Source organism: Nonomuraea sp. NPDC049784, from assembly GCF_040659615.1.
Taxonomy (GTDB): Bacteria; Actinomycetota; Actinomycetes; order Streptosporangiales; family Streptosporangiaceae; genus Nonomuraea.
In genome coordinates this window covers 1-3,615 of record NZ_JBFAMX010000828.1, presented here as the reverse complement: position 1 = coordinate 3,615, position 3,615 = coordinate 1, and the positions used below count along the sequence as shown (strand labels likewise).

Annotated in this window: 4 protein-coding genes and 1 pseudogene; 3 read left to right on the top strand and 2 right to left on the bottom strand. The window is 73.4% G+C overall.

Features of this window, described 5'->3' with window-relative positions:
- Window positions 1-708 (bottom strand): tetratricopeptide repeat protein (locus tag AB0J09_RS59295; RefSeq protein ID WP_360712294.1); only part of this gene is annotated, 708 nt, incomplete at its 3' end.
- An 80-nt stretch (window positions 709-788) separates the two neighbouring features.
- On the opposite strand from AB0J09_RS59295, the gene AB0J09_RS59290 reads away from it, so the two are divergent.
- The 3 genes from AB0J09_RS59290 to AB0J09_RS59280 all read left to right on the top strand — a co-directional run bounded on the left by AB0J09_RS59290 (window position 789) and on the right by AB0J09_RS59280 (window position 3,287).
- On the top strand, window positions 789-2,126 hold the full coding sequence (locus tag AB0J09_RS59290) for a S8/S53 family peptidase (RefSeq protein WP_360712291.1): 1,338 nt from the start codon (window positions 789-791) through the stop codon (window positions 2,124-2,126).
- 73 nt (window positions 2,127-2,199) lie between these two features.
- Window positions 2,200-2,781, top strand: coding sequence for a sigma-70 family RNA polymerase sigma factor (locus AB0J09_RS59285; RefSeq protein ID WP_360712288.1), 582 nt, complete (start codon window positions 2,200-2,202; stop codon window positions 2,779-2,781).
- Window positions 2,782-2,786: 5 nt separating this feature from the next.
- A complete protein-coding gene (locus AB0J09_RS59280; RefSeq protein ID WP_360712286.1) occupies window positions 2,787-3,287 on the top strand; it encodes a hypothetical protein in 501 nt (166 codons plus the stop codon).
- A 95-nt stretch (window positions 3,288-3,382) separates the two neighbouring features.
- Here AB0J09_RS59280 and AB0J09_RS59275 read toward each other — a convergent pair.
- Window positions 3,383-3,615: pseudogene (locus AB0J09_RS59275) on the bottom strand (alpha/beta hydrolase); the annotation flags it as partial.

Below are 3,615 nucleotides of genomic sequence, written 5' to 3'. Positions count from 1 at the left end.
GGCGATCAGGTCGAACATCGGCGTGCCCAGCGCGCCGAACCGCCGTTCCGCCTCGTCCAGCAGGTCCAGCGCCGCGGGCAGGTCTCCCGTGCGGAAGGCCGCCACCCCCCGGTTCTGCACGGCCACGGCCGAGTCGTGCTCCTGCCGGGTCGTGCCCAGCATGTCGTGGGCCGTACGGAAGTCCGCCTCGGCCGGAGCGACGGAGCCCAGGGCGAGCTGGACGTGCCCGCGCAGGGTCATCGCCCGCGCCGCCCACACCGTGTCGCGCGCCGCCAGCAGGGCGGGCACCGCGTCCCGCAGGTCGTCGAGCGCCTCCGCGTGCCGCCCCAGGATCCAGCGTGCCCCCGCGCGGCGGAACAGCACCCGCGCCCGGGTAGTCCCGTCCGCCCGCGCCGCCGCCGAGTCGAGCGCCGACAACCCCGCTCTGGTGCGCCCGGCGTGCAGCAGCGCGATGCCCAGCGTGGCCAGCACGTCGGCCTCGCGGTCGGCCGAGCCCGAGCGCCGCGCCAGGCGTACGGCCTGCCGCAGCTCCCGGATGGCCGCCTCGAGGTCGCCGAACTCGCGGTGCAGGATCCCCAGCGCCTGCCTGGCGATCGAGGACTCGTACGGCCCGCGCCCCGCGGCCAGCATCGCCTTGGCGGACACCAGGGCCTCGCGGGGTCTCGCGAAGACCATGGCCAGCAGGTCATGCGGATCTTCACGGGACACGAGTCGATGGTAGACCCGTGCTGTATCAGCCGGCCCTCTGGCCGCTCATACACACGTACACGCGAAGAGGGACGGAGAGCATGGCCACATCGGACACCCGATTCTGGGAACAGCTGGAGATTCTCAACGCCGCCCTGCCGGACGGCATGCGCGCGGCGGCGGGCCCGGAGGGGGCCGCCCCGGGCTCTGACGTCCAGCCGCTCTTCGCCCACCTCGACGGGCACGTCCTGGTACGCGACGCCGACGCGCACCGGGCCGCCGCGGCCGTCCAGGGCCTGCTGCCGGGCCCGGACGCGGTCCGCGTGGCCGGGCCGAGGAGTGCGGGCCGCAGCTCCGTACGCAGGCTCTCCGTCGGCTCCAGGGACCTCCACCGCACTGTCGAGCACCTGGCCGGCGAGAACATCGAGTCGAGCCTCGTCCACTTCGTGTCCGTCGCGGGCGTCAACCTGTGCCCGGGCGACGAGCCGGTCCCGAGCGCGGGGCCGCTCAATCCGCCCCTCTCCGGCCGCGACCGGGGCGAGAACGTGACCGTCGCCGTCCTCGACACCGGCCTCGTCCACGACTACCTCGACCACCAGTGGCTGGCCCAGAGCTCGGGCATGCCCAGCATCCCCCCGGTCACCGGCGACGTCACCGCCCCCGGCGACGAACTGGACGCCTACGGCCTCATCAAGCCGTACGTGGGCCACGGCACGTTCATCGCCGGCGTGCTGCGCTGCGTGGCCCCCGCCGCCGACGTGCGCGTCTACAACGCCTTCCCGTACGCCGGCGCCGCCCTGGAGGACGAGCTGGGCCTGACCCTGCTGCGGACGCTGGACGCCCACGGATGGCCGGACATCGTCGCCCTGTCCGCCGGCACCAGGAGCCAGAACGCCGGCGCGCTGCTCGGCCTGGCAGCCTTCATGGACGAGCTGGCCGCCCACCCGGGCACGCTCCTGGTGGCCGCGGCGGGCAACGACGGCGAGACGCTGCCGTTCTGGCCGGCCGCGTACGCCGCGGAGCCGGTCAACGCCTCCGGCGACGTGGTGATCTCGGTGGGCGCGCTGCGCGAGGACGGGCTCGGCCGGGCCTGCTTCAGCAACCACGGGGACTGGGTCACGGTGTACGCGCCGGGCGAGCGCCTGGTCAACGCCTTCACCTCCGGCCCCTACCAGTACGGCTACCCGCACCGCACCACCTGCCGCTTCTCCGACCAGGGCCTCTACCCGGGCTGCACCTGCCTGGCGACGCTGCAGGACGGCGACAAGGCGACGTTCACCGGCCTGGCGGAGTGGAGCGGCACGTCGTTCGCCACGCCGATCGTGGCCGGGCTGGTCGCGGCCCGCATGTCGCAGGAGAAGGTGTCCTCCCGGGTGGCCGCGGCGCAGCTCATGGCGGGGCGGCTGGCCGTACCGGATCTGAGCGGTTTGCTCCGATGACGGTGAGTTCTCGGCTCAGCGGCGGGATCCCTCATATATTGGGCATTCCGCCTGAACACAGGGAGCCGCCGCCGTGGACGACACCGCAACTCTGGTCGCGGCTGCCGCGGACGGCGACGCGGGCGCGTGGAAGGAGCTCTACCAGCGCTTCAGCGGGCTGGTGTGGGCCGTGGCGCGGAGCTACCTCGTGAACGCCGCCGACGCCCAGGACGTGTGCCAGACGACCTGGTACCGCTTCGCCGAACACCTGACCAGGCTCAGAGATCCCGCGCGGGCCGGCTCCTGGCTGGCCAGCACCGCCAGGCACGAGGCGCTGCGCGTCCTGCGCACCGGCGGCAGGGCCCTGCCGGTCGGCGACCTGGAGCTGCTGGGGATGGACGTCGACGAGCGCTCCCCCGAGCTCCTGCTGCTGGAGGCCGAGGAGGAGAACGAGCGGGCCGAGCGCGAGCAGGCGCTGTGGAGCGCGTTCGAGGAGCTGCCGGAGCGCTGCCGCCGGCTGCTGCGCGTCCTCGTCGCCTCGCCGCGGCCGAGCTATCAGGAGATCGCCGACGGGCTGGACATGGCGGTCGGCAGCATCGGGCCCAACAGGGGGCGGTGCCTCAAGCGGCTGGGCGTGCTGATGAACCAGCGCGGCGTGAGCGACATCCGGGGGTGAACGGCATGGACGACGCCGTAGACGACGCCGTAGACGACGCCGTAGACGACGCCGTAGACGACGCCGTAGACGACGGGGACATGGAGCTGGAGGAACTCCTCCGGGCGACCGCCGATCGGCTCGACCCGGTCCCGGCGGAGCTGTTCGAGGAGGCGATGCGGGCGTACGCGCTCAGGTCCCTGGACGCGGAGCTGGCCGAGCTGATGTTCGACTCGTGGGACGAGCTATCGGCAACCCGGGTGCGGGGTGGCGGGCGGGCGCGGCTGCTGACGTTCGCGGCGGGCGAGGTGGTGGTCGAGCTGGAGGTGTCCGGCGGGCGGCTGGTGGGGCGACTGTCGGGCGGCGGGCCGGCGGACATCGTGGTGCAGCGGCGCGACGGCGGCACGCGCGTGCGCGCGGACGAGCTGGGCCGGTTCACCACAGGGGAGCTTGCGCCGGGGCCGCTGCGGCTACGGGTCAGCCCCGAGCGCGGCGGCCCGGTGGTGACCACCTGGATCCTGATCTGAGCACCTGCACCCGCTCGGCCATGCCGGACGGTCTGACGCGAACGCGCCGGCCGGGAACGGATCACGACCGGCGCGTCGAGGACTACAGACCGGTATCAGCCCAGATGCCGGGCGAAGAAGCGCAGCGAGCTGTCCGTCTCGAACCGCGGCAGATCTCCGTGCTTGCCGGGGTTGGCGTGCAGCGTCTTCTCGGCTGAGCCGAAGGCGTCGAACAACGCCAGGCTCTGGGCCCTCGGCACCAATTCATCGTCCCACTGGACCAGAAACTGCACCGGCACGGTGATCCGCGCGGCGGTCTCGGCCAGCGCGGTCGACCCGAGCAGGCCCA